21 protein-coding genes are annotated in these 22,578 nt (G+C 49.8%); 13 read left to right on the top strand and 8 right to left on the bottom strand.

What is annotated here, in order from left to right:
• Positions 1 to 8: 8 nt before the first annotated feature.
• Positions 9 to 329 (bottom strand): helix-turn-helix transcriptional regulator, encoded by a 321-nt coding sequence (locus tag XMM383_RS08225; RefSeq protein ID WP_217361969.1) that lies wholly within the window; start codon positions 327 to 329, stop codon positions 9 to 11.
• Between the two features lie 443 nt (positions 330 to 772).
• Entirely contained in the window at positions 773 to 1,096 is a 324-nt protein-coding gene (locus XMM383_RS08220) for a hypothetical protein (protein WP_173480174.1), read from the bottom strand.
• A 533-nt stretch (positions 1,097 to 1,629) separates the two neighbouring features.
• Here XMM383_RS08220 and XMM383_RS08215 point away from each other — a divergent pair.
• A complete protein-coding gene (locus tag XMM383_RS08215) occupies positions 1,630 to 1,968 on the top strand; it encodes a DoxX family protein (RefSeq protein WP_173494978.1) in 339 nt (112 codons plus the stop codon).
• Positions 1,969 to 2,040: 72 nt separating this feature from the next.
• Complete coding sequence (locus XMM383_RS08210) at positions 2,041 to 2,349, top strand: DUF1330 domain-containing protein (RefSeq protein ID WP_173480172.1); 309 nt, start codon at positions 2,041 to 2,043, stop codon at positions 2,347 to 2,349.
• 4 nt (positions 2,350 to 2,353) lie between these two features.
• On the opposite strand, the gene gndA is transcribed toward XMM383_RS08210, so the two are convergent.
• Positions 2,354 to 3,865, bottom strand: a complete 1,512-nt coding sequence (gene gndA / locus XMM383_RS08205) for an NADP-dependent phosphogluconate dehydrogenase (protein ID WP_371744230.1) — start codon at positions 3,863 to 3,865, stop codon at positions 2,354 to 2,356.
• A gap of 142 nt (positions 3,866 to 4,007) precedes the next feature.
• Between gndA and XMM383_RS08200 the strand changes: the two genes are divergently transcribed.
• Positions 4,008 to 4,991: a rhodanese-related sulfurtransferase gene (locus tag XMM383_RS08200; RefSeq protein ID WP_173494977.1), complete on the top strand. Its 984-nt coding sequence runs from the start codon at positions 4,008 to 4,010 to the stop codon at positions 4,989 to 4,991.
• Positions 4,992 to 5,056: 65 nt separating this feature from the next.
• Here the strand turns inward: XMM383_RS08200 and XMM383_RS08195 are convergent, their stop codons facing one another.
• Positions 5,057 to 6,154: an enoyl-CoA hydratase/isomerase family protein gene (locus XMM383_RS08195; protein WP_173480170.1), complete on the bottom strand. Its 1,098-nt coding sequence runs from the start codon at positions 6,152 to 6,154 to the stop codon at positions 5,057 to 5,059.
• A 221-nt stretch (positions 6,155 to 6,375) separates the two neighbouring features.
• On the opposite strand from XMM383_RS08195, the gene XMM383_RS08190 reads away from it, so the two are divergent.
• The 7 genes from XMM383_RS08190 to XMM383_RS08160 all read left to right on the top strand — a co-directional run bounded on the left by XMM383_RS08190 (position 6,376) and on the right by XMM383_RS08160 (position 12,784).
• The gene (locus tag XMM383_RS08190; protein ID WP_173494976.1) at positions 6,376 to 7,383 is read left to right on the top strand and encodes a Fe(3+) ABC transporter substrate-binding protein; all 1,008 of its coding nucleotides are present in this window, start codon (positions 6,376 to 6,378) and stop codon (positions 7,381 to 7,383) included.
• A 180-nt stretch (positions 7,384 to 7,563) separates the two neighbouring features.
• Positions 7,564 to 9,021, top strand: coding sequence for an ABC transporter permease (locus tag XMM383_RS08185; RefSeq protein ID WP_371731490.1), 1,458 nt, complete (start codon positions 7,564 to 7,566; stop codon positions 9,019 to 9,021).
• An 8-nt stretch (positions 9,022 to 9,029) separates the two neighbouring features.
• Complete coding sequence (locus XMM383_RS08180; protein ID WP_173480168.1) at positions 9,030 to 10,127, top strand: ABC transporter ATP-binding protein; 1,098 nt, start codon at positions 9,030 to 9,032, stop codon at positions 10,125 to 10,127.
• A 44-nt stretch (positions 10,128 to 10,171) separates the two neighbouring features.
• On the top strand, positions 10,172 to 10,582 hold the full coding sequence (gene fur / locus XMM383_RS08175) for a ferric iron uptake transcriptional regulator (protein WP_173480167.1): 411 nt from the start codon (positions 10,172 to 10,174) through the stop codon (positions 10,580 to 10,582).
• Positions 10,582 to 11,628, top strand: coding sequence for an iron ABC transporter permease (locus tag XMM383_RS08170; protein WP_173480166.1), 1,047 nt, complete (start codon positions 10,582 to 10,584; stop codon positions 11,626 to 11,628). The genes fur and XMM383_RS08170 overlap by 1 nt, the downstream gene beginning before the upstream one ends.
• Before the next feature lie 2 nt (positions 11,629 to 11,630).
• The gene (locus XMM383_RS08165; protein WP_173494975.1) at positions 11,631 to 12,401 is read left to right on the top strand and encodes a heme ABC transporter ATP-binding protein; all 771 of its coding nucleotides are present in this window, start codon (positions 11,631 to 11,633) and stop codon (positions 12,399 to 12,401) included.
• Positions 12,402 to 12,424: 23 nt separating this feature from the next.
• On the top strand, positions 12,425 to 12,784 hold the full coding sequence (locus tag XMM383_RS08160; protein WP_173494974.1) for a hypothetical protein: 360 nt from the start codon (positions 12,425 to 12,427) through the stop codon (positions 12,782 to 12,784).
• Positions 12,785 to 12,812: 28 nt separating this feature from the next.
• Here XMM383_RS08160 and XMM383_RS08155 read toward each other — a convergent pair whose 3' ends face one another.
• Entirely contained in the window at positions 12,813 to 13,361 is a 549-nt protein-coding gene (locus tag XMM383_RS08155; RefSeq protein ID WP_173494973.1) for a YaeQ family protein, read from the bottom strand.
• A gap of 148 nt (positions 13,362 to 13,509) precedes the next feature.
• On the opposite strand from XMM383_RS08155, the gene XMM383_RS08150 reads away from it, so the two are divergent.
• Positions 13,510 to 15,624 (top strand): hybrid sensor histidine kinase/response regulator, encoded by a 2,115-nt coding sequence (locus XMM383_RS08150; RefSeq protein WP_173494972.1) that lies wholly within the window; start codon positions 13,510 to 13,512, stop codon positions 15,622 to 15,624.
• Between the two features lie 198 nt (positions 15,625 to 15,822).
• On the opposite strand, the gene XMM383_RS08145 is transcribed toward XMM383_RS08150, so the two are convergent.
• Both XMM383_RS08145 and XMM383_RS08140 read right to left on the bottom strand, forming a co-directional pair.
• Entirely contained in the window at positions 15,823 to 17,352 is a 1,530-nt protein-coding gene (locus XMM383_RS08145; RefSeq protein ID WP_173494971.1) for an ABC transporter permease, read from the bottom strand.
• Positions 17,353 to 17,429: 77 nt separating this feature from the next.
• Entirely contained in the window at positions 17,430 to 18,359 is a 930-nt protein-coding gene (locus XMM383_RS08140) for a sugar ABC transporter substrate-binding protein (RefSeq protein ID WP_173480154.1), read from the bottom strand.
• A gap of 189 nt (positions 18,360 to 18,548) precedes the next feature.
• On the opposite strand from XMM383_RS08140, the gene XMM383_RS08135 reads away from it, so the two are divergent.
• Both XMM383_RS08135 and XMM383_RS08130 read left to right on the top strand, forming a co-directional pair.
• Complete coding sequence (locus tag XMM383_RS08135) at positions 18,549 to 19,325, top strand: ATP-binding cassette domain-containing protein (protein ID WP_173494970.1); 777 nt, start codon at positions 18,549 to 18,551, stop codon at positions 19,323 to 19,325.
• Positions 19,326 to 19,327: 2 nt separating this feature from the next.
• Positions 19,328 to 20,518 (top strand): ROK family transcriptional regulator, encoded by a 1,191-nt coding sequence (locus XMM383_RS08130; RefSeq protein ID WP_173480152.1) that lies wholly within the window; start codon positions 19,328 to 19,330, stop codon positions 20,516 to 20,518.
• A 198-nt stretch (positions 20,519 to 20,716) separates the two neighbouring features.
• On the opposite strand, the gene XMM383_RS08125 is transcribed toward XMM383_RS08130, so the two are convergent.
• On the bottom strand, positions 20,717 to 22,567 hold the full coding sequence (locus tag XMM383_RS08125; protein ID WP_173494969.1) for a bifunctional sugar phosphate isomerase/epimerase/4-hydroxyphenylpyruvate dioxygenase family protein: 1,851 nt from the start codon (positions 22,565 to 22,567) through the stop codon (positions 20,717 to 20,719).
• Between the last annotated feature and the right edge of the window lie 11 nt (positions 22,568 to 22,578).

The following is a 22,578-nucleotide window of genomic DNA, read 5'->3' as shown; positions in this document are numbered from 1 at the left end:
TTACACTCTCACTCCTCAGGATCCAGAAGCCCTTTCCATGGGTCATCCGATAAGGTTCGCTCAGGTTTTACCGCTTCTCGACTTTCTGAACTCTCTAACACATCCAAGACCGCTCCAAGCTTCTCATTTGGGATCAACATGATTTCGCTGTTCAGGCCTTTCGCGACTAACTCCAGGGTATCTAGCCTGGGGTTTCCCTTCGACTCAAGGCGCTGATATTGCTGGCGGGATACCCCTATGCGCAGCATCATATCGTTTTGCTTTAGCCCCATTTCGAGCCGTCGATGCTTTAATTGCTGAAGTAGATCGCCCATTACAAGTAAACTCATATATTGCCTAATTTCAATAAGCATCATATTAGTTGCACATAAAATCGAAAGCAACATAAATGACGCTTTCGTGCCATATTAGACAAAATTCAAAGAAATGAAACTTATATGTTGCTTATCATAGCTAGGCAACCTAAACGCCCTCTGAAAACAGGTGCATATTTCGACGATATCGGTAATGGCTTTCAAATGGCGCGATTCAAAATAATCGTGACATTTTTTGGCGCGATTGGTGTCACAATCAATTGCCGGGCATTGATGAGAGGCGCTCCACCAGGCCGTCCTAGTGCTTATCCTCATTATCAACCGCCGCGTCCAGCGGGGAGGCTTCATTGCTTGCGCAGATCCACCTCAATTACAAAGCGGGTCTTCGCTGGCTAGGCTTGCCTGCTATCTGAAAAGAGCAGGACAATTTGAGCATCACAGCGAATCTAGTCGGGATTCTAATCCCCTGACTCTTGTGCCTGACGATCTGGCTCATCCACGGCGTTTAAACTTTTCTGGCGAGGAGTCTTCACTGTATCTGCCCACTTGTAGTAAGCAATCCGCGTTTCCGTCATAAAATCAGTAAAATCTCTGAGACTCATTCGATACCGGAGCAGCAGATACAGAGCTTCAATCAAGGCGATTCGATCATCGATGACCCAGCCGGGTGTTTGTTCGACCGGTTGCTCAAAATAGGGCTCCTCTAAATTAATGGCGTAGTCTCGTTTGAGAGCGGCAAGGACAAGCCCATCCATCAAATCGTCATCGATATCTATATTCACTAACCACTCCTGAAATCATTTTGACCTCGTCTATAGACGCTCAACGCAGAGGGAATAGCAAGGAGATTAATGCCAAACGGACGCGGGTTCGAATCCTGTTTTTGAGTTCGAATTCAAATCACCAAACAGAGCCCTCAGCAACACCCAAGCAACTGTATATGTATACATATTTATAATTTATTTATCCAGAATAATCAGCGGTTTACAAAACGCATCAAGCGCCGATATCGTGCGGTTTGGTGCAGGGTTACACCTCCACCACCATATACAAATAAAAAGGCCACCCCGAAGGGAGTGGCCTTTTTATTTGTATTCGGCGCGGCTTGAGAACCCGCGGAGCGGGTTCGACAAAACTACAAGGATGTAGTTTTGGACAACACAAAGTGTTGCCCCAAAGGGGTGAAGGCCAGGATGGTCTGAATCAATCCCGCCACAATTCGATCTTTTTAAAAGACCACCCAGAATCACTCCCGCCCCACACCCAAAATCCTCAACTACACTTAATCCATACTCACCCACCTAAAGGGAAACAGATGGATAAGATAATCACCCCGTTAATCACCCTCATCTTCGTTGCATCAGGCAGTGCTAAGCTGCTGGGTCTGGAGTTTGAATTAGAAGCTTTTGATCGCTGGGGTTACCCGCTCTGGCTTATGTATTTCACCGGTGTCGTCGAAGTGATCGGAGGCTTAGTTATTTGGGTTAAGCAGCTTCGATTCATCACATCAGTAGGGCTCAACTGCGTGATGATAGGTGCCATGGCCACTCATCTGTTGAATGCTGAATGGCCGATGCTAGGCGTTGCAACGGTTATTCTAATCCTAACCCTTATCAACACTTGGCGTTTTAAGAAGGATATCAAGCCAGCCTAAAGACAGCATCTTGAGCAGTGACTGTTCTGAGGTTAGGCTAGTTACCATTAGAATCAAAAAGGGTAAAACACGATGGCTAAAGGTTACTGGATGGCTCATGTCGATATTTCAGACCCAGAGGGTTATAAGCTCTATCAGGCCGCTAATGCGGAGCCATTTAAACAGTATGGCGCTAAGTTTTTAGTCCGTGCAGGCGATAACCAACAGGTTGAGGGGAGCGTGCGATCACGTCATGTGATCATTGAGTTTCCGAGTTACCAACAGGCGTTGGATTGCTACCACTCCTCTGGCTACCAAAATGCTAAAGCTCTTCGTGAACATGCCGGTATTGCTGATCTAGTGGTTGTCGAGGGCTACGAAGGCCCCCAACCTGGGGAGTAGGTATTTACACCTTCTCCATCGGCCTACCTGGCTCACTCCAACGCACATGGTATTTGCCATCCGTGCGATCTGTTCGCTCGAATGTATGCGCACCAAAGTAATCACGTTGCCCTTGCAGTAGGTTGGCAGGCAGCACCTCGGTTCGGAATGAGTCGTAGTAACCCAGGGCAGAGCTGATCGCCCCAGCAGGGATACCCGCCAGTGCTGATTGCGCAACAATCGTGCGCCAATTATGTTGATGTTTAGCCAACTTTTCAGAGAAAAACGGATCCATTAGCAGGCTTGGCAGATCCTTATTGCGCTGAAACGCTGCTGAGATCGGCTGAAGAAACGCTGCACGAATAATACACCCAGCACGCCAAATTCTTGAGATGGCGGATAAATCGAGCGCCCAACCCTGCTCTTTTGCGGCCATCTGCATCAGATGATAACCCTGCGCGTAGGCACAAATTTTTGCACAATAGAGTGCATCATGTAGCTGTTCAATTAACTGCTCTTTTGGCGTTTCTAGGGTGTACTCCATTGGCCCAGGCAGAACTTTAGACGCTTCAACGCGAATCGATTTTAGGGTGGATAGTGAGCGAGCAAAGACTGCATTGGTCAGCGTTGGTGCAGGAGCGCCCAGTTGAAGCGCGCTAACCGCGGTCCATAAACCGGTACCCTTTTGACCCGCTTTATCAAGAATGACATCGACCAACGGCAGGCCGGTAAACTGATCCTCTTGATCCAGAACTTCAGCACTGATTTCGATCAGGTAGGAGTGCAGTGGGCCACGACTCCATTCTCGGAATACACAAGCGATCTCAGAGGGCGCCATCTGCATGGCGTGACGCATGAAGTGGTAGACCTCACAGATCAACTGCATATCAGCGTACTCAATGCCGTTGTGAACCATTTTTACGTAGTGGCCTGCACCAGAATCGCCAATGTACGTTGCACAAGGCTCGCCCTCAGTAACAGGATTACCGGGCTCTCGACGCTCAATAGGAAGTCCTGTGGTTGCATCCACTTTCGCTGCGATCGCTTCCATAACAGGGCGTAAACGTGACCAAGCTTTTTGATCACCCGATGGCATCAAAGAAGGGCCAAAGCGTGCACCGACTTCACCACCCGATACCGCAGTAGAGAAGAAGGTAAAGTGCTCTTTATAGTTCACTTCACGATCACGTGTGTCGGTCCAGAGTGAGTTTCCGGTATCCACAACGATATCGTCGACATCAACGCCTGCATCAATCAGCTGACGGCAGACTGCATCGACAGGATCACCTGCTGGGACAGAGACAAAAATGGTTCTTGGTGATGGCAAAGCCGCTAACAGTTCACCGAGCGAGGAACAGGCTTGAATCGGTTGAGGGCGATCCGGAACTTCAGCAGCTGCTTGAGCGATCGCGTCATCTACTTTGTTGGCATCCAGGTCAAAGGCTGCAATTTGGTAACCATTATCAACGAGGTTGAGCACCAAGTTTTTACCCATAACGCCAAGCCCAATAAAACCGATCATATCTCTATCTGCCACTACCTAAGCCCCAAAAAAGTTGTTTATCTGAACCACGCTATTCTAACGTTTTTCAAGCTTGAAAACTCTACTCTATAAACCTCAATGCCTTATCTGGTAAAATTGCGCGGTTTTCAACTATCCAGATTACGCCGGGGAGATTATGGCCAATATCGTTGTATCCGCACTCTATCAATTTGTTCGCTTCGAGGAGTGTGAAGCACTGCGGCAGCCTCTGCTGGAGTTCCTGAACGAGCAAGATATTCGCGGTACGTTAATCCTGGCTAAAGAGGGTATCAACGGCACGGTCTCTGGTAGCCGTGGAGCGATCGATGCGCTCTACGCATGGTTTAAAGAGCACCCACCGCTGGATCAAGTCAGCTCCAAAGAGTCGTTCTTTGATGAGCAACCCTTCTACCGCACCAAGGTAAAACTGAAACGTGAAATCGTCACAATGGGTGTTGAAGGCATCGATCCACTGAAAACCGTCGGCACTTATGTCAAACCTAACGAGTGGAATGACCTGATTTCCGATCCAGAAGTACTGTTGGTCGACACACGTAATGACTACGAAGTGGATATCGGTACATTTAAAGGGGCCATCAACCCTCATACCGACACCTTTCGTGACTTCCCTAGCTACGTTAAAGAGCAGCTAGATCCAAGTAAGCATAAAAAAGTCGCCATGTTCTGTACTGGGGGTATCCGTTGTGAGAAGTCGACCGCGTTTCTCCGTGAACAGGGCTTTGATGAGGTCTACCACCTAGAGGGCGGCATTCTTAAATACCTTGAAGAGGTGCCTGCCGATAACTCGATGTGGGATGGTGAATGTTTCGTCTTCGACAACCGTGTATCGGTTGGACACGGTTTAGAGCCCGGTGACTACCAACTCTGCCACGCCTGTCGTATGCCGCTATCCGCTAAAGATCGTCAGAATGAACACTTCCAAGAGGGGTTAAGCTGTCACCACTGCTACGACAAAGTAACCGATAAGCAGCGTAAACGTTTTCAAGAGCGCCAGCACCAGCTCGAATTGGCAAAAGCGCGTGGCGAACATCACTTGGGTAAAGACGCAGTGCACGATTTCGAGCAACGTCGCCAAGAGAAAAAAGCGAAACGCGAAGCTCAGCGCAAAGCTAATCAGTAATGGCAGAGTTCAATGCAAGATAACCAGCATATTATCCTGCATTGATACCCTATCGTCTGTGAGTCTTAAAGATCAGCCAGCGGATTCACCGGCCATGGCGCTTCAAAGAACGCTTCAACAACGGCTGACTCCACAGTATCAACCGACTTGAACATCCAGTTTGGACTGCGATCCTTATCGACCAACAGTGCTCGAACGCCCTCAGGAAATTCAGGGTGTTGGCAGCACTGAACGGCCAGTACCAGTTCGGACATAAACACCTCTTTTAAAGAGAGATGACGAGTGCGTTTCAACTGCTCAGCAATTAAATGAACCGACAGAGGCGACCCGTGAGTGATCGCCTTTTGTGATCGTTGAATCCATGGATCGTCACTCTCAATGTTGGCCATTGCTTGCATCAACTGAGTTAAGTCATCCTGATCAGTCACCGATTGAATGAAATCATAGTGATCTTGAATCGGTGACTCTTGTCGAAACGCCGCTTGCGACTGCTGCTCTAACTGGCGAAGCGTCTGGTTGACCGTCTGAACACTATCACAGTGCCATTCGGCTGATTGGAGGCCAGTCACCATCTCAGTGTATCGCGCCGATTCAATAAAGCGATCCGCTAACCCTAAGAACAACGCATCCGCCGCGAAGATAGGGTTACCCGTTAAACCCAAGAAGAGTCCTGTACGACCCGGCATCCTGTTCAGAAAGAATGAACCACCAACATCGGGGAAGAGCCCAATCGTCACCTCTGGCATCGCCATGTGTGACGTCTCTGTCACGATACGGTGGCTGCAGCCATTCATCAGCCCCATACCACCGCCCATCACTATGCCACTGCCCCAACAGATGATCGGTTTAGGGAAGGTGTGAATGCGGTAGTCCAGACGGTACTCGTGTGTGAAGTATTCGGTCGGGAAGTTGGGGTTATCGCCTGAGGTAATCGAGCGGTAGAGTCTAACCACATCCCCGCCGGCACAAAATGCCTTTTCTCCGACGCTAGTTAATAGCACCGCTTTGATGCAGTCATCCTTTGCCGCCTGGTCCAGACGAGGCTCGATCAGCTGAATCATCTCCAACGTCAACGCATTGAGGGACTTCTCAGCATTCAGGGAGATCTCTAACAGCTTATAACCATCTTGGGTGGGGTATTCGTGAAACTGAACAACGCTCATTGCCATGACTCTTATGATTTAACGACAAGGGACAGCCTACTTAAGAGCGGGACGATGTCAAAATCTATTTGCAAAACCTTATTGCAAATGCAAATGATTCTCATGTAGAATCGCATCATTACTTCAATAAATTAGTAGTAATGATTCTCAAATGTTCTAAGGCTCTTATTTAAGGAATGAGTAAGGCCGGTTTATAATTCGCAGCTCAAGGAGAAACAAACATGTGGATTCGTCGTATTAGCGCGGTTGCAGCACTCTGTTTTACAACCACTGCCGTCGCTGACATTAACCTCTATTCATCGCGTAAAGAGGCCCTGATTCAACCCTTACTGAATCAGTTTACCGAAAAGACAGGTATCGAAGTTCGCCTGCTCACGGGTAAAGATGATGCTCTGTTAAGCCGTTTGAAGATGGAAGGCAGCGCCTCCCCTGCGGATCTGCTAATCACTGCAGACGTTGCACGTCTTCACCGCGCGAAAGAGATGGGCCTTACTCAGTCGGTTGAATCCACTGCATTGAACGAGGCGATTCCTGCCAACCTGCGCGACAGTGACAACCACTGGTTTGGTATGACCAGTCGTGCTCGCCCAATCATCTATGCCAAAGATCGAGTTAATCCAGAACAACTCAGTACCTACGAAGCACTAACCGATGAGCAGTGGAAAGGTCGTATCTGTATTCGCTCCTCAAGCAATGTCTACAACCAGTCACTGATTGCCTCTGCGATTGCTGCTAACGGTGTCGAAGCAACAGAAGCTTGGGTTGAAGGTCTAGTGGCTAATTTTGCTCGCCCACCGGCTGGCGGTGATACTGACCAACTAAAAGCGGCAGCCGCGGGTGTCTGTGACATCGCTATTGCCAACACCTACTACTTAGCGCGTTTGGTTCGCTCTGATAAAGCGAGTGACAAAGCGGTTGCTGATCAGCTAGCGGTGTTCTGGCCCAATCAGAACGATCGCGGTACCCATTTCAACATCAGTGGTGCTGCATTGACGGCGTCATCTAAGAATCGTGACGAAACAGTTGCCCTACTTGAGTACATGGTGAGCCAGGAAGCACAAGAGTGGTACGCTGAAGTCAACAATGAGTACCCTGTCGTAGCCGGCGTTGAGCCATCCAATGTACTAAAAGCCTTTGGCACAGCTAAGAGCGATGACGTTGCACTGTCTAAGCTTGGCGAACTGAACCAAGAAGCGCTTCGCCTTATGGATCGTGCTGGCTGGAAGTAAAACAGATGAGAGTTAACTATCAATAGTATCCGTGCAAATTGGGTAGCCTTATCGATCGCCGGTCTGGTTGCCCTTCCCATTCTAACCGTTGTTAGTCAGTCCCTATTTGCTGGATCTGAGGCTTTCTCTCACCTTCTTGATACCGTCCTCGCCGACTACGTTCTCAACTCATTAATCCTGATGGCCGGTGTCGGTATCGGCACCGTCATTATGGGAGCACCGGCTGCCTGGTTGGCAGCGATGTGTGACTTCCCCGGTCGTCGTTGGCTCGATTGGGGAATGCTACTGCCTTTAGCCATGCCCGCCTATGTCATCGCCTATACCTATACCGGTATGCTCGACTTTGCCGGCCCAGTACAAACCCTGCTGCGCGAACTGACCGGTTGGGGCTATGGTGACTACTGGTTCTGGGAGATTCGATCGCATAGCGGTGCCATTGCTATGTTGGTGCTGGTGCTCTATCCCTACGTCTACCTGATGGCTCGCGCGACCTTCCTTGAGCAGTCAGCCGTTAGCTTTGAAGCCTCTCGCAATCTTGGTTACTCACCCTTCAGGGCCTTTCTAAAAGTCGCCATTCCTATGGCAAGACCCGCCATCATTGCCGGTGTCAGCCTAGCCCTAATGGAGACATTGGCCGATTACGGTACGGTGCAATACTTTGGCATTCCGACCTTCTCAACAGGTATCTTTAGAACCTTCTATGGCTTTGGTGATGCCAATGGTGCGGCACAGTTAGCCAGTCTGTTGCTAGTGTTCGTGGCGACATTGATCTTTGTCGAGCGCTATTCACGACGCAAACTGAGCTACAACGTCCGAGCAGGATCTCGAGCGATGGCTAGCCGAATTCAGCTTAAGGGTGGACGCGCTTGGCTGGCGGCTCTGGCTTGTTTCATTCCGTTTTTCTTTGGCTTCTTGTTGCCGGCCGGTCAACTGCTCTCTTGGTCGGTGTTTGATGCGCAAATGCCCTGGAGTGACTTCCTCAGCCTCTCTTGGAACTCTTTCTATTTGGCAGGTCTTGCAGCGCTAATCGCCCTTGTTCTGGCCACGCTGCTGGCGTACACCCAACGCTTTAACAGTGGCTCATTGGTGAAACAGGCCACACAGTTCGCCGCACTGGGCTACGCACTGCCGGGTACCATTATTGCCATTGGGGTCTTAGCACCTTTAGTGTTTGTGGATCAGAGTCTGCTTGCTCTCTCCGAACGCTTCGGCTTAGGTATGAGCGGGTTGATCTTCAGTGGCACTCTGTTTGCCCTGTTGATCGCCTACACCGTGCGCTTTTTAGCCGTCGCGCTTGGCAGTGTGCAGTCTGGCTTGGGGCAAATTAGCCCTAGCCTGGATGAAGCGGCCAAAGGGATGGGACGATCCCCCTTTCAAGTGTTGCGACAAATCCATGCGCCCTTAATGAAGAGCAGTCTTCTAACTGCACTACTGGTGGTCTTTGTTGACGTCCTCAAAGAGCTGCCGGCTACGTTAATGCTGCGCCCGTTCGACTTTAACACCCTGGCCGTTCGCGCCTTTGAGCTGGCTTCGGATGAACAGCTTATCGAGGCGGCACCACCCTCATTAATGATCGTTGCCGTTGGGCTAGTCCCAGTTTTGTTGTTGAATCGTGCCATAAGCCGCCACAAGCACTAAGGAACTCTATGAGTATTGAGTCAAACATACCGACATCTACACACCTAAGTATTGAGAATGCTTATGCCGGGTATGCTGATCTGTCGGTTGTGAATGGGGTCACACTGAACATTCAACAGGGCGAACTCATCTGCCTGTTGGGGCCCAGTGGCTGTGGCAAATCTTCGCTACTGCGTTGCATTGCAGGATTTCACGCGCTCTCTAGCGGCAGCATCATGCTGGGCACAAAACGTCTGGATGATGGAAAGTCTCAACTCCCGCCGGAACAGCGCAACATCGGTATGGTGTTTCAGGACATCGCTCTGTTTCCCCATCTTAGCGTCAGGGAAAACATTGAGTTCGGACTGTTTGAGTGGTCAAGCCAACAGGCTAAAGCCCGAAGTGAGCAGTTACTTACAATGATCGGCCTACAAGGCATGGGCGGTCGTTACCCACATGAGCTATCAGGTGGACAACAGCAACGTGTCGCCTTAGCGAGAGCACTGGCACCCAAACCCGATCTACTGCTACTCGATGAGCCCTTTTCTGGCTTGGACGCCGCACTGCGAGATGAGCTCATTCCGGAAATTGCCGAGCTACTAAAGCAAGAGCAAATTACCACGCTGATGGTGTCACACGATCAGGCAGAGGCCTTTGCTTTTGCAGATCGCGTTGCGGTTATGAATCAAGGCAAGCTGGAACAGATCAGCCTGCCTGAAGCGATCTATTACGAGCCGAAAAGCCGGTTTGTAGCTGAATTCATCGGCGAAGGTGAGTTCATAAAAGCAGAGTACGTCGATACCCAGCATGTGAACTCTCTGTTTGGCCAGAGCCGCTCAACCACCGAGGTGAGTGAGGCACCCTACAATAAAGAGCTATTTATACGACCGGATGATGTCGAGATTGTTGAACAGAGCGAGGTTAGCGCACAGGTAGAATCCAAGCGTTTTCGTGGTGGGCAATCTCTATTGAGTGTGCTCTTGGAGGATGGCCAGTCACTTGCGGTGACCTGTCATGCAGTTCAAGCCCCCAGCGTGGGTGATACGGTCTATCTAGCATTGAAACAACACCGATTTTTAGTCACGGATGACCTAGGTAAAATTGAACCTAAAAACGAGGCCCGCTAAGATGTCTCTTAGCGTCTGAACAGTAAACATTGACGAGAACAACTATGTCTTCAAGCAACCAAGAACTTAAAAAAGCGGGACTCAAAGCGACTCTTCCGCGCATCAAGATTTACCAGCTACTCGAAGATGCCAATGAGAATGACCATTGGAGTGCTGAAGACATCTACAAGCACCTCATGCTTCAGGGCGAAGAGATAGGTTTAGCCACGATCTACCGTGTTCTGACTCAGTTTGAAGCGGCCGGTCTTGTTATGCGTCACCGTTTTGAGAACGGCCACTCAGTCTTTGAGCTGGCGTCGGATGACAACCACGATCACATCGTCTGTGTTAAAACCGGTGAAGTTAAAGAGTTTAACGACCCCATCATCAACGCTCGCATCGAAGAGATCGCGAAAGAGCACGGCTATGAGATGACCGGTCGAACTCTTCACATCTACGGCCTTAAGAAGAGCTAATGCAGGCTACGGGCGATCGCTCTTTACAGGCAAAGTTCACCATCTCTCTATTGATGTTGGCTCTGTGCCTGGTTGCCCTATTCAGCCTGACCATTGGCTCATCAAACACTTCTCTCGCCAGCTCACTTTGGGCGTTAATGCAGGGCGAAGCCATCGGCATTCAAGAGCAGGTCATCCTGTTTGATATTCGCGCCCCCAGAACAGTCATGGGCCTATTGGTCGGCGCTAGCTTAGCTGTCTCGGGTGCCATTATGCAGGGGCTGTTCCGCAACCCTTTGGCTGATCCAGGTCTTATTGGTGTCAGCTCCGGTGCAGGTTTGGGTGCCGTGACAGCCATTGTCATAGGTGGGCTGTTACCCATCTCACTCTTAAATAGTATCGGTGGATTTCTGGTCCCAATCGCGGCCTTCTTAGGTGGCTGGGGCTGTATGCTGATTCTCTACAAGATCGCGACGCGTCAAGGCAGAACCTCGGTCGCCGTGATGCTGTTAGCTGGCTTAGCACTCAGCGCCTTTGCTGCGGCACTGTCGGGATTGTTGATCTACTACTCCAACGACAGTCAGTTGCGTAACCTAACCTTCTGGAATCTTGGCTCCATTGCCGGTGCTAGTTGGAGCTCACTGAAAGTCGCTGGGCCGTTGATGCTAATCTCGCTACTGTTAGCTCCGTTACTCGCTTCTGGCTTAAACCGTTTAGCGCTGGGTGAAGCCGCTGCCATGCATTTAGGCGTTTCGGTGCAGCGTCTTAAACGAGCCGCTATCCTACTGGTTGGATTATCCGTTGGGGTCGCCGTAGCCGTTTCAGGTGCGATCGGATTTGTCGGCATCATCGTGCCCCACCTGCTGCGCCTGGTCATAGGACCAAACCATCGCTATCTACTGCCTGCCGCGGCACTGTTAGGCGCTATTGCTCTTATGTTAGCCGACATTCTCAGTCGTACACTGATTGCACCGGCGGAGCTACCCATCGGCATTGTCATGGCGATATTGGGTGGGCCATTCTTCCTCTACCTGCTGCTGCGTAATCGTAATCTGCTGGATCTCTAATCATGATTATCACCAAGGATCTCAGCGTAGGATTCCACCAAACCGAGGTACTGTCGAAGGTCGATTTTCGCGCCGAACCGGGGCAGTTGGTCTCGATTGCAGGACCGAATGGATCGGGGAAAACCACCCTATTAAGGGCACTCTCAGGTGAAATTGATTACCAAGGTGAGATTCATTTTGATGGTGAAAACCTAACGGCCCTTTCACACCAAACACTCGCCAAACGCCGCGCGATTCTACCGCAATCGACTCAGTTAGCTTTCCCCTTTACTGTGTTGGAAGTGGTACAGATGGCGGACCTAGATCGCCGATCAGAACGTCCATTTCAGGCTCTCCAGCGTGTCGGTTTAGAAGGCTTTGAATCACGTTTTTATCAAGAGCTCTCTGGCGGTGAGAAACAGCGCGTTCAACTGGCACGTATTCTGGTACAAGTCTGGCAGCCTGTGATCGATGGTAAAGCCAACTGGCTGCTGCTCGATGAGCCGGTCTCCTCTTTGGATATTGGGCACCAAATCGAAGTGATGCAACTCGCCAGGGACTATGCCAATGGCGGTGGTGGGGTTATCTGTGTCATGCACGACCTGAACCTGGCTGCGATGTTCTCAGACAGCATTGCGCTGTTTCAGAAAGGAACACTGCAGATCCAAGCGTCGCCCGATGCCGTGTTAACCGATAACCATCTTTCAACAGCCTATCAATGGCCGGTTCGAGTGAATCGGACACCGACTGAGTCCATGCCCTTTGTCCTACCGCAAACGGCTAAAGATGATTAATGTAACTGCTAAAGGAGATCATCATGTTCAGAAAAACAGCTCTCATTCTCGCGTCTCTCAGCATCACTGCCTGCGCTACAGCACCGGATCTGCGTTTTAAAACCACCGAAGAGATCAGCGATCGTCTGATTGAAAAGGACAAGGCGACTATTGAGATGCAGCTTGGTCAGCCGCGTTCGATTGCGCAGGAAGGCCCACACACTTGGGTCTGGACCTACCACTCGGACATGATCCCTAATAAGAGCCCAAACCAAGGGAAGTGCGAGCTGGTCATCACCTTCGATGATGACAAGCCAATTAAAGCAGTGGTCAACTCGACCGAGTGCTCACCCTTTGTACAGGAGCTACAGACCTGTAACGATCTGGTGCAACAGCTGCAGTAATCGCTTCTGCTTTTTATACCATCGGATTTTAAATGGCTGGGTAGATCTGTTGCGGATCAATGGTCGCTGAGCCAGTCTCTGAGCTGAGCCAGATCTGCCCATCAGTGATCGAAGCGCTGATTTGCGCACCGCGCTCGGCCAGAGAGATTAACGCCTCACTTTGATCCTCGCTGATACGGTAGATCGTCAAACTCTTTTGGCCAGTGACCAACTTTTTCACACCCTCCCACCAAGGGTTGAAGGCCTGATCTGAACCATAGGTAATCAAAACCGTCTTTTGCGAACGGTTACACGCCTTCTTCAAGCGCTTTTCACTCGGCAAGCCCACTTCTAACCAGAGTTCGATCTCATCAGCGTAGCTCTTTAGCCATAGATCGGGTTCATCCTCTTCACAGAGGCCACGGGTAAACTCCAGACGCTCTTGCGCGTTCATCACAAAGGCTAACAGGCGCATCATCATGCGCTCATCTGTCTCTGAAGGATGTCTAGCCAAGGTCAACGAATGGTCGGCGTAGTAGTGACGATCCATATCGGCAATTTGAAGATAGATCTTAAAAACGGTGGAGTTTTGCGCCATATCTGTTCCCTAAAAACAAACTGTCATTAGTGACAGATAAAAAAGTTGTGATTTTACTGGATTTTACTACAAAGCGGTCTAGACTGACTTTAACTTATTGCGAAAGTTGTGTTGCCTTCGCATAGATAAAAAAATATGAGTGCTCTCAATGATCCACATGCTCGACAGCATTAAACGCATCCCTCTCTGGCTGAAAGTCGTCATTCTCGCCATGCAAGGTCTATTCTTTTTTGCGGTAGGGATCACGCTACAAGGATTCTATTCAGACCACCAAAGACATCTCGCTTATGATCGAGCGACGCAACAGCAGAAGCTCTATCGCAACAGCATCACCAGACTGGGTGAGTTTCGTGGGCTCTGCACACTGGCGCGAATTGAACCCACACCCTCTAGTGAGCTCATTCAGCTCTGCGAAAGCGCCAGTTTTAACCTAGTCGAAGCGCTAGAAGCGATGGATTACCCAGACGCCGAAATCGATCAGATTCTCTCTGTCGATGGACAGTACTACGAGATCTTTTTAAGAAAGAGTGCCTATTCTGAGCAACTGTTAAAAGAGCTTTTTCAAATCTACCGTGATTCAGGAGTACAGTTGGAAGAGGGCACCCTCTCGTACACAGCCGGCCGAACCATCTTTGTACACCTACCCGATCTGATTGAAAAAATGGGTGTCGTTCGCGGCATAACGGGATTATCCAATTCTGGCCTGGTCTCACGCAATAATCTTTACATTGCAAAAGGTCGAGTTACGGAGATCCTTAGCAGCACCCGAAACACCTTAGAAGCCTTCGAACAGGCCAATGCAAGTAGCTCCCCGTCAGAATTATTACTCGATTTTGAAATCATCGAACAGCATATCGTTGAGCATTTTGAGCGATTAGATCGATACCGTTTCATGGAGTTGAGGGATCCAACCAAAGACTACGATCTCGATCTCTTTTTAAAAGCAACTGAGGTCCTTGACGAAATAGAGCAATTGTATGATGTTACTGAAGAGACCTATATAAGCTTATTGGCATCAGAACATGATAGGACCGATCAACTAACAGGGCTATCCATTCTCTTTGCATTGGTGACTCAGTTTCTTTTAATACTGATGTTCCGGTTTATGTTGCGCGCCATTCACCAGATTGAAGAGACCTCAGAACAAGCGATGCAAGCCTCCTCATCGCTTGCAAAAACACTAAAGCAGCAAGATAAGATGTTTGCCATCATTGGACACGAATTAAGAACCCCTGCTGCCGCCTTAAATATGCAACTGAATGAGCTGCAACTTCAAGATGGGCAAAACCGGCGAGTTGAAGAGGCACATGCCACGTCCCAACACCTACTCGACGTACTGGATGATATGAGGGTAGGCACCGATAAATCATTAATCACTGAGAGTCGAGTCGAGACCCAACTTTCGGTCTATCGCATCATTAAAGAGGCTAGCCACACTCTCTACTACACGGCCAATCAATACGGTGTCGATATTCAGGTGCGCGGCAACAGTGATGGGAATCATATTGGTTTTAAAAAACAGATTCGCCAAATCATTATTAATATGACTAAAAATGCCATTGTGCACAGTCAGGGCACTCAGGTCACATTAGATCTAAGTCATAAGGCTTCAGAAGAGGAAACCGAATATCGATTGCAGATCATTGATAATGGCAAAGGCATTCCCGACAAAGATGTTGATCGACTTTTTGAGGCCTTTGAACGAGGCGACACTAAAGCGTCCGGAACCGGTCTCGGTCTGCATATCAGTCGCGAACTTGCACGCAGTTTATCTAATGGAGATTTGGTCTTCAGCCCTAACCCTGAAGGGGGTGCCATCTTTACCCTGAGTTTCACACTCAAACAGGCCAAACACGAAGAAGCAGCAGCAGCAGCAGCAGCAGCAAAAGAGCATGCAATCAAAGGCAAAAAGATACTACTGGTCGAAGATACCGCCACATTAAGAATGCTGGGCAAAACCATACTGACACGCGAGGGTGCCGAGGTGGTTGATGTAGAGAACGGTCAATTAGCCCTAGACGCCTACTCTAAGCAGAGCTTTGACCTAATCATTACTGACATCATGATGCCGATAATGGATGGCTATGAACTGACCGAAACGCTTAGGTCCTGGGGTGCAACGCTTCCGATTATTGGGGTTACCGGTGCCACGGTGGGTAATGAGGCGGACAACCTGCTGGCGAAAGGGGCCGATCGAGTGATGCCGAAGCCTTTGAATCTCGACCAATTAGAGACTGCGCTTAAAGAGATAGAGGCGAATTAACTACCCCGTTGGAGCGATCTTGCAAAGGTCGCGATTCTTTCAATCCCCATTCGCCTCATCTTCGATAAGGCTCCAACTAAGTGCATTGAAGGGGTACTGCACGTACTGTTGGAGCGGTCTTAAAAAGGCCGCGATGCTATTTGCTTTCAACAAAAAACCCCATAGCCTAGGCGATGGGGTTTTTTAATCATTGGGTGATTAGCCTTCTAGCGTACGAGCTCTTTCAAACATGTAAGGCACCGTCGTCATACCAGCCAGTACTACCGCACCCAAGATCAATAGAGGCGCAACAGCTGCCATGCCCATTGATACTAGCAGAACCGCTGCTGCCACGTAGACGGCTGCAAGGATAAGCGCCAGTGAACGTTTCAAGGTCACAGCTACAGCCACGGCACCCAACACAAGCACGACAAGCGACGCGAAGGATTGCCAGTTGCCAGACACAATGGCTTGTAGTTCAGCCACAGCCGGCGCATCCAGTAGGCGAGCCGTTTGGTTAGCCGCAAGATCAAGTCCAGCTGCTTGCATTGCCACCATGCTGTTGTGCTCATGCAGTGAAATCGCCGAGCTGATCAGTGCAGAACCCGGTGTTAAGCAGGCAAACAGAGCAAGAACCAGAGCCACAACACCCAGCATACGCTGAACTTTAACCGCTGATTTAGATTGGCGAACAATATCCAATCCAACGGCAACCAAAATGATCAGACCCAGTACCACCATCTGCCAGAAAGTCTCTAGCTGAGCCAGGGTCAGACCGTTATTGATCAGTTTCAGAAGGATGACACCCATGAAGGTACCGATGATCGTACCGCGGCCACCAAACAGAGAGGTACCACCAATAACAACCGCAGCAATGGCATCCAGCTCCCACATCTGGCCGTAGTCAGATTTTGCATAAGGCGCGCGACCTAGGAAGAGCATCGCACCCAATGCAGCGCCCATCGAACAGATTACGTAGGTGTAGAGAGTGTAGAGACGCGTATTGATACCCGCTTGGCGAGAGCCCTGTTCGTTACTACCAATCGCATAGATGTATCGACCCAAACGCATGTTGGATACAACGACCGCCAACAGAATGAAGAAGACGATGAAGATGATCATAGACATCTGGAAGGTACGGAAGAAGTCCATCCAGTGCTCGTTCACGAAGGCGCCAATCGACTCCATAAAGCCGCTCAGTTCACCCGCTTTGTAATCAGCACGAAGTTCGGCAAAGGGGTTGTAGCGACCAAATAGGTCGAACGTTTCAGGTAGCTTAGGTGTTGCACGCGCATCCGTTGAAAGGTGTGCCGTACCACGCCAAATCGAAAGACCCGCCAGGGTAACGATAAAGGCCGGCATCCCGAGATAGGCGACCAACGTGCCATGAATAATACCCACTAATGCACCCATCGCTAGGCCAGACATGATCGCTAACCAAGGTGGGAAACCCCAGTAGCTAACAATGTAACCGGTGACCGCTGCGATTAAGCCCATAACAGATCCAACCGAAAGATCGATACCTGCCGCAAGAATCACCAACGTCATACCACCCGCAACAATACCGATAGCGGCTGAGTTGTTCAGAATGGTCATTAAGTTAGTGGGATGGAAGAAGGGTTTACCATCCGTTACTAGCTCAATGGCTAGAGCAAGAATCAGAATCGCCAGCAGTGCGCCAGACCACTCTTTACGGAAGAAAGAAACCGTAACGCCGATCGCTTTATCTTGAAGGCTTTTAGAAGTCATTATTCAGGACCGTTTGTTTTAAACAGTTAAAGAAGAGATCGGGCTAATGCCCGATCTCGACGGAGTGTAAGTAAAACTTACTTGATACCTACTAGGTCTTTGTAAGCACCTGAAGTAGATGGAGTCACTAGGAAGAAACCAGTGTCGATGCGTGGTGATACATCTTTACCCTGTGATGCAGCAACCGCAGCTTTGATGCCTTGGTAACCCATCTGGTAAAGCATCTGAGCTGTGTCAGCGTGTACCCAACCTTTATCCATCGCTTCGATTGCGTCAGTTGCGCCGTCGAAACCAACCAGTTTGATGTCACCTGCGCCTAGGCCAAGGTTTTCCATCGCTGCTTTAGCACCCATAGTGCCGCCGTCCCATGCGTTAGCAACCATTTTGATGTCGCTGCGTGAGTTTAGGATCGCTTCAACACCTTCCTGAGCTTGGTTAGAGTCCCACTCAGTTGGTACTTCTAAGATTTCAGAGTTTGGACGAGCTGTTTTGAACGCTTCAACGAAGCCGTTACGACGCTCTTGGCCAGTAGACTGAGCTTGGTTACCCGTCACGTAGATGATCGCATCGCCATCGTTGATCAGAGTTGCTGCAACAGCACCCTGTACTTTAGCCACTGCGTAGTTGTCTGTAGCAACGAATGACGTCACTGCAGCGCCTGATACGCCAGTATCGATTGCAACAACAGGGATACCTGCATCCATTGCATCGTTTACTGCTGGAGCAACACCTGAAGAGTCAACTGGCGCGATACCGATTGCATCCACACCCTGTGCTACTAGGTTTTCGAACACTTCTAGCTGGCTTGATAGGTCGCCTTGGAATGCTGGACCTACAGTTACTAGGTCAACGCCCGCTTCTTGAGCTGCGTCTGCTGCACCCTGGTTGATCATCATCCAACCTGAGTTTGTTGCTGATTTAGTGATGTAGCCGATAGAACCTGCGTATACAGAGCCAGACATAAGTGCGCCAGCAGCCATTACGCTAAGCATTTTTTTCAATTTCATGTGTAGATCTCCACATTTGTTTGTTTTTGTTTTCGGCGGTCTATTTCGATGCCTAACAGCGATCTTCTAATACTTTATAGCGCCCTGTCAATAATTAAATTGAATTGATTTAATTATTGACTCGCTCTTAATTGTTAGTCATATTTAGTCACATTCAAATAAAGAGAATTTTCGTTCAGGAGTCTTAAAGTGTCTCAAAAAGTCTTAGAGATCAGAGGGTTAACCAAGCACTACGGCGGTGTACACGCGCTGAATGATGCGGACTTTGATCTTGCTCCGGGTGAGCACGTAGCGATTGTTGGAGATAACGGTGCGGGTAAATCGACCTTCGTTCGTAACCTAACCGGTGTAGAGCAACGCACTCGCGGTTCGATCAAATTCTATGGTGAAGAGGTCAACTTCGACTCTCCTCTTGAGGCTCGCGATGCTGGTATTGAGACCGTTTATCAAAACTTGGCACTGGCAGATGAACTAGACGTGCCAGCCAATATCTTTTTGGGACGTGAAAAGACCAAATTCAATCTTGGCCCATTCAGCTGGATGGACAAGAAAGGGATGCGCCAAGAGTCAGAAGCACTGCTTGAAAAGACCGGCGTTAAGATTCCTGACCTAAGCCAATCACTGCGCGGCATGTCGGGCGGCCAACGCCAGTGTGTGGCGATCAGCCGTGCAGCAGGCTGGGGTGAGAAGTTGATCATCATGGATGAGCCAACCGCCGCTTTGGGTATCCAAGAGACTACTCGTGTTGAAAACATTATTCGTGGCTTGAAAGATCAGGGCATCCCTCTAATTTTGATCAGCCACAACCTTCGCCAAGTCTTTAACCTTGTGGATCGCATCATTGTCTTCCGCCAAGGTCGTATCGTTGGCAACGTTATAGCGGCTGAAACGACCGGCAACGAGATCGTCTCGTTGATCACCGGTGCAGCGGATCAGGGTGTCCACGAAAACGCGAGTTACATCTAATTATGCGCAGCGCTTCGGCTTCTCAACGCGCCTCTGGTTCAAACCAGGTCGGTGTTCGCCAATACAATGAACGACTCATCCTCTCGTTAATTCGTGAGCATGATGCGTTGACGAAAGCCGAAATTGCCAAAGCAACCAACCTTACTCCACAAACCGCATCAACGATCATTAATCGATTGATGGAACAGGACCTGTTAATCGCAGGCACTAAACGCCGCGGCGGTTTGGGACAGCCTTCTACCCCCTACGCACTCAATCCTGAAGGGGCGTACAGTATCGGTGTCAAAATTGGCCGCGCCTCGTTGGAGGTGCTGTTTATGGATATGACAGGGAATATTCGTACCCGCATATCGCACGAATACCCCTTCCCGACGCCTAAAGAGGTCTATGCCAAGATCGAGCAGAGCATCAACACGCTTCTTGAACCTCTTGACGAGATGCAACGCGATCGCGTTACCGGTGTTGGCCTGGCAGCGCCGTTTGCGCTGGAAGGTTGGGGCGATGAGCTAATTGAAGCGAAAGAGGCTTTAGCTGAGTGGGCGAAAATCGATCTGCTCGAAGAACTAAAGAAGGTCACCGACCTAGATGCGGCCATGCTGAACGATGCAACAGCAGCTTGCCTAGCCGAGCTAACCTACGGTAATCCGCAGAGCTGGGAGAACCTACTCTACTTCTACGTGGGTACGTTCATCGGTGGTGGTGTCGTTCTTAACGGACAGATTCTTCCAGGCAGCCATGCCAATGCCGGTGCACTGGGTTCAGTTCCGAGCGCCAATGGCAAGCAACTGATTCACTATGCGTCACTGCACCAGCTTGATAAACGATTGAAATCAGAATCGATCGTGGCGGATTTTGCCAATCTATCGGAAACCCTAGAACAGGATGCCTGGGCTCTGTTTACAGAGTGGGCTGACAACGCAGCACCCTACATTGCCCAGACTATTGCGGCAGGTGCTGCCTTTGTTGATCCAGACGGAGTCATCATTGATGGACGCCTACCGGCGGTCGCGACACAGTACTTAGTACTGGCGATCAACCGTGCTTCGAGCGATGTGAACTGGGAAGGTCTCAACAAACCCCCGGTGATCGCAGGCAACCTTGGATTTGAAGCCCGCGCGTTAGGCGGTGCACTCCTGCCGATCTACTCTAACTTTGGCTTAGATAACCAAGCCTTCCTTAAGGCCGCTCAGTAGCAGCTAAAAGGTTGGAGCGATCCTCCGCCCCCGTGGGAGCGATCTTGCAAAGGTCGCGATTCTCTTTCAAACCTTTCGCCTCATCTTCGATAAGGCTCCAACAAAGAGCGTTCGTTGGAGCGGTCTTAAAAAGGCCGCGATGTGCAAAACCTGCATCGCTTCCTCTTCGAGAAAGCTCCAACAAATACTCAGCGAAGATCAAAGCAACAAATTCGTTTCATACTCACGCAACGCCGCCTGGGCTGCAAAACGAATGTGAGCATTCGCTTCACCGTAGGCCTGATACCCACCGATACGCTGCACAACTTCAAAGAAGACACCCTGTACTTCACGCGTGTAGAAGTGCAAAAACTCACCCTCATCATTCGCATCATACAAAATATTAAAGCGCTGTAACGTCTCAATACGCTCAGCAGAGAGACCAAACTTACCCTTAATTTCACGGTAATAGTTGTTGGGTACCGGCAACACCGATTCCGGATTGACCTGCGCTGCAAAAGCCAAAATATCCTCACACTCAAATGCGATCTGCTGCATACCGGCACCATGGGTTCGCTGAATAAAGCGCTGCGGTGACGCCTGACGAGCCTCAGTCATGTTGATTGGAATCTTCACCTGCCCGTTCTGACTAGAGGCCACTCGACTGGTCACAAGGCCATAAATGTCAGGCAGATCCTGTACCGGTGTAATGTCAAAGTTGAACACTGATTTATAGAAGAACGCCGCCGATAGGAAATCGGTATTGGTAACAGACTGTGCCATATGATCGACGCGTTTAACACCGACTTTCGGCAGCTCGACACCCTCGACCGATTCAAAATCGACATCAAAGAAACGGAACTTCTTATGACGCTCAACAAGATAGACCAAACTGTCGCCAACACCGCGCAGCGCTGGAATATTCAACTCACCAGGGCCTGCTGTGTTATTGAAGCGTTTAATTTGATACTCGTCTGCCTGCTTCAGCGACTCTTTGACACTCGACGTCGTCAGTGCCAAAGCACACACTGATGCGCCGTGCAGCTGGAAGTGCTGGTGAGCTTGGCTGGCAGGCTCGCGGTTAAGCACAAGGTTTACATCACCCATCTGCATCAGACCGACATCTTTAGAGAGGTGTTTGTGCGTCTCTTGGAAGCCTAATGAATTCAACATAGAGACGATCGATTCACCCTCTTCACCAGCAATCGCAAACTCAATGAACTCAACGTCAGTAATCTCAGCTTTAGGCGTTTCATCCTTGCACTGCTTATCCAACCAGATCAATGAACGCATACCATCTACTGCACGCTCTTTGGCAGGAGAAGCACGGAACTCATCATTGAAGATCTCGTGCGAAACGTAGTCATCAAAGCCTTTGTCACACAAGACTTTCATGAAATCGACGACCGGCAGATCCCCCTGACCCGGGAAGCTGCGGTAGTGACGGCTCCAACTCATCAAATCGCTCAAGTGCATCACAGGCGCATCGGCCACCTGAACCAAGGCGATTTTATCAACAGGAATCTCATCGCGCAGACAGTCGAGCGTATTACCTCGAGAGAACATGTGGAAGGTATCAAGGTTAATGCCCAGCGCAGGATGATCGGCACGCTTTACCAGATCCCAAGCATCCTCATAATCAGCGATGAAGCGCCCCCAAGAGAGCGCCTCGTAACCCATAATAAAACCTTCTTTTGCTGCCAGCTCAGCCGCTTCGTAAAGGTCCGCAGCACAGCGTGCACGATCATCACTGGCATGAGGAGAGACACTAGAGCAGCACAAAATTCGTTGAGTGCCCAGCTCATGCATCATCTCGAATCGACTCTGCATGTGATAGAACTTTTGACGCTTTAACTCAGCAGGCAGACCTTCCAGATCACGAAACGGCTGCAGCGCTAGAATATCCAAACCTAAGTCATCGGCAATCGACTTCACCTCACGAGGTGAACCAGCAAACTGAATCAGGTCATTATCAAAAATCTCAACCGCATCAAAACCCGCATCCGCAGCGGCTTCAAGTTTGTTTGGCAAACTGCCAGAGAGAGTAACGGTAGCAATGGATGTTTTCATAATGAGGACTC

It is taken from the genome of Marinobacterium sp. xm-m-383, assembly GCF_013283255.1.
GTDB lineage: Bacteria > Pseudomonadota > Gammaproteobacteria > Pseudomonadales > Balneatricaceae > Marinobacterium_E.
This window is presented reverse-complemented; position numbering and strand designations above follow the sequence as displayed.